Raw genomic sequence first — 3,510 nt, 5'->3', positions numbered from 1 at the left:
CACGAACTGCTAGCAGTCGAAACAATCAATTCGATGGAATCGACCGAAATCGAACGTTTGGTCGATGATTGGCAGGAATTTCATGCGTGAAGTCGTAATCGCCAGCTCAGTTCGCACTCCGGTCGGCAAGGCCTACAAGGGGACGCTGCGGGCCACACGGCCCGACGACCTGGCCGCTATCGCCATCAAGGGCGCGCTCAGCCACCTCCCGCAGCTCGACACCCGCGAGATCGAGGACGTCATCCTCGGTTGCGCCATGCCCGAGGCCGAACAGGGCATGAACGTGGCCCGCATCGCCTCGCTGCGCGCCGGCCTGCCGGTCGAGATCTCGGCCATGACCATCAACCGCTTCTGCTCCTCCGGCCTGCAGGCCATCGCCATGGCGGCGGAGCGCATCATGGCGGGTGGCGCGGAGGTCATCGTGGCCGGCGGCACCGAGTCCATGACCATGATCCCCATGGGCGGCCACAAGGTCTCCTGCAATCCCTGGCTGGTCGAGAACTATCCCGACTCCTATCTCTCCATGGGACTGACCACCGAGCGGCTGGCTAAGCGCTTCGACATCACCCGCGAGCAGGCCGACGAGTTCAGCTACCGCAGCCACCAGAAAGCCCTCGCCGCCATCGCCGCCGGAAAGTTCGACGAAGAGACCGTGCCCGTGCCGGTCAGCTTCACCACCCCCAACGGCTCCAAGCCCAAGCGCACGGACATCATCTTCAAGGTGGATGAAGGCCCGCGCGCCGATACCACCATGGATGCGCTGGCCAAGCTCAGGCCCGCCTTCCACGCCAAAGGCATCGTGACCGCCGGCAACTCCTCGCAGATGTCCGATGGCGCCGCCGCCTCGGTGGTGATGTCGGCCGAAAAAGCAAAAGCGCTGGGCATCAAGCCGCTGGCCCGCTTCGTGTCGTTCGCCACCGCCGGCTACAAGCCCGAGGAGATGGGCATCGGCCCGGTGTTCGCCATCCCCAAAGCGCTCAAGATGGCGGGGCTTCAGCTCTCGGACATCGACGTCATCGAGCTGAACGAGGCCTTCGCCGCGCAGTCGCTGTGCGTCATCAAGGAAGCCGAGCTGCCGCTGGACAAAGTCAATCCCAACGGCGGCGCGGTGGCGCTGGGGCATCCGCTGGGCTGCACGGGCGCCAAGCTGACCGCCAGCATCATCCGCGAACTCAAGCGCCGCAACGGTCGGTACGGCATCGTCACCATGTGCGTGGGCGGCGGCATGGGCGCGGCAGGAATATTCGAGAACGTGCAGTAAGCCAGTCGCGACTTGCGATTGGTGATTTGTGATTGGTGATTCGGCCCAACTGCGAGCGTTCGGTCAAATCACAAATCGCAAATCACAAATCGCAAGTTCGGCAATCCAGTTAGAGGTGATCATGGCCACCGTAGCAGTCCCCAAGACCAAGCTGGCCGGCGGTAGCTGGCTGATCGAAGACCACAACCCCCAGCAGGTGTTTACCCCGGAGGATTTCACCGAGGAGCACCAGCAGATCGTGCAGACCACCGAGGAATTTTCTCTCAACGAGATCGTCCCCAACGCCGAGAAGATCGAGCACAAGGACTACGCGCTGCAGCGCGAGCTGCTGCGCAAAGCCAGCGAGATCGGCATCGCCAATGTGGATGTCCCGGAGGAGTACGGCGGCTCCGACATGGACAAGGTGTCGTCGGCCATCGTCGGCGACCGCATCGCCAAGAACGCCAGCTTCACCACCACCTGGGGCGCGCACTGCGGCATCGGCACCCTGCCCATCGTGTACTTCGGCACCGAGGCACAGAAGCAGAAGTACCTGCCGCGCCTGGCCAAGGCGGAGATCGTCGGCGCCTACGCGCTTTCCGAGTCCACCTCGGCCTCGGACGCCATGAACGCCCGCACCAAGGCGGTGCTCTCGCCTGACGGCAAGCACTACCTGCTCAACGGCGAGAAGATGTGGATCACCAACGGCGGCTTCGCCGACGTGGTCATCGTCTTCGCCAAGGTGGACGGCGAGAAGTTCACGGCCTTCATCGTGGAGAAGGACTTCCCCGGTTTCGCCGCGGGCAAGGAGGAAAAGAAACTGGGCATCCGCGGCTCTTCGACCACGCCCATCATCCTCAACGACTGCAAAGTGCCGGTGGAGAACGTGCTGGGCGAGATCGGCAAGGGCCACGTCATCGCCTTCAACACCCTGAACATCGGGCGCTTCAAGCTGGGCGCGCACTCGGTGGGCGGCGCCCGCGCCGCGCTGCAACAGTGCGTTGCCTACGCCAAACAGCGCAAAGCCTTCGGCAAGTCCATCTCCGAGTTCGGCCTGATCAAGGAGATGCTGGCCGACATCGCCATCGGGGTGTACGTGGGCGAGGCGCTGGTGTACCGCACCGTGGGCATGATCGACGCCGCCCTCTCCGACATCGACAAGAAGGCCGCCGACGCCCCCACCCAGATCCGCAAGGGCATCGAGGAGTACGCGGTCGAGTGCTCCATCATCAAAGTCTGGGGCTCGGAGATGCTGGACTACGTGGTGGACCACATGGTGCAGATCTTCGGCGGCTACGGCTTCGTCGAAGAATACCCGGCGGAGCGCATCTATCGCGACGCGCGCGTCAACCGCATCTTCGAAGGCACCAATGAGATCAACCGGCTCATCATCACCGGCTGGCTGCTGAAGCGCGCGATGAGCGGCCAGATCGCGCTTCTGCCCGCCATCAAGAAGCTGATGGACGAGGTCATGGCCGGCCCGACCTTGGGCGAGGAGCTCGAGGGCCCGCTGGCCAACGAGCGCAAGATGCTGGGCAACGCCAAGAAGCTGGGGCTGCTGGCGGCCGGCATCGCCTCGCAAAAGTACATGATGGCCCTGCAGGACCAGCAGGAGATCATGGGCGCGATCGCTGACATGGTCATCCAGGGCTATGCCATGGATTCGGCCATCCTGCGCACGGAGAAGCTGATCGAGCGCGACGGGGAGGCCAAGTCGAAGCTGGCCATCGCCTACACCCAGGTGTACGCGCAGACCGCCTTCGAGAAGATCGAGTCCTGCGCCCGCAAGGTGGTGGCGGCCTGCGCCGAGGGCGACATGCTGCGCACCCAGATGGCGATCGTGAAGCGGCTCTCCAAGTTCGAGCCGGTCAACGTCGTCGTCCTGCGGCAGCAGATCGCCGACCGGGTCACCGAAACCGGCAAGTACGTGGTCGCGTAAACCGTAGAAGGCGTCATCCTGAGCGAAGCGAAGGATCTGGCGTGCAGCACGCAAGATGCTTCCCGGCTGAAGCCGCTCAGCATGACGCCTTCATTCTTCTTTCGACTTCTTCAGCTCTTCCATCACACTGCTGACCACGGTCTTGGAGTCGTTCAGCAGCTTCATGATCAGTTCGACGTCCATGGCCGGGCGGTTGGGGTAGCGGTTGCTCTGACAATAGACGCCGTGCTGCCCCACCAGGCTGAGGGCGTCGGTCAGCAGGTCAAGGGTGACCGCCAGCCGCCCCCGCGGCACCCCCATCATGGTCTCGTATCTCTCCAGCTCTTGCTGT

3 protein-coding genes are annotated in these 3,510 nt (G+C 63.6%); 2 read left to right on the top strand and 1 reads right to left on the bottom strand.

The features are described 5' to 3' along the window. Positions 1-82: 82 nt before the first annotated feature. On the top strand, positions 83-1,261 hold the full coding sequence (locus VMS96_14845; GenBank protein HVP44705.1) for an acetyl-CoA C-acyltransferase: 1,179 nt from the start codon (positions 83-85) through the stop codon (positions 1,259-1,261). Between the two features lie 121 nt (positions 1,262-1,382). Next, the gene (locus VMS96_14840; protein HVP44704.1) at positions 1,383-3,179 is read left to right on the top strand and encodes an acyl-CoA dehydrogenase family protein; all 1,797 of its coding nucleotides are present in this window, start codon (positions 1,383-1,385) and stop codon (positions 3,177-3,179) included. 90 nt (positions 3,180-3,269) lie between these two features. On the opposite strand, the gene VMS96_14835 is transcribed toward VMS96_14840, so the two are convergent. Then, on the bottom strand, positions 3,270-3,510 hold a 241-nt coding region (locus tag VMS96_14835; protein ID HVP44703.1), incomplete at its 5' end, for a hypothetical protein.

The sequence above is a fragment of the Terriglobales bacterium genome (assembly GCA_035543055.1).
In the GTDB taxonomy this organism is placed as follows: Bacteria; Acidobacteriota; Terriglobia; order Terriglobales; family Acidobacteriaceae; genus JAIQFD01.
The sequence above is the reverse complement of the archived record's forward strand: the minus strand, read 5'-3'. Positions and strand labels throughout refer to the sequence as shown.

Coding starts and splice junctions, on each gene's coding strand:
- VMS96_14845 (HVP44705.1), top strand. CDS start 83: ATGCGTGAAGTCGTAATCGCCAGCTCAGTTCGCACTCCGGTCGGCAAG.
- VMS96_14840 (HVP44704.1), top strand. CDS start 1,383: ATGGCCACCGTAGCAGTCCCCAAGACCAAGCTGGCCGGCGGTAGCTGG.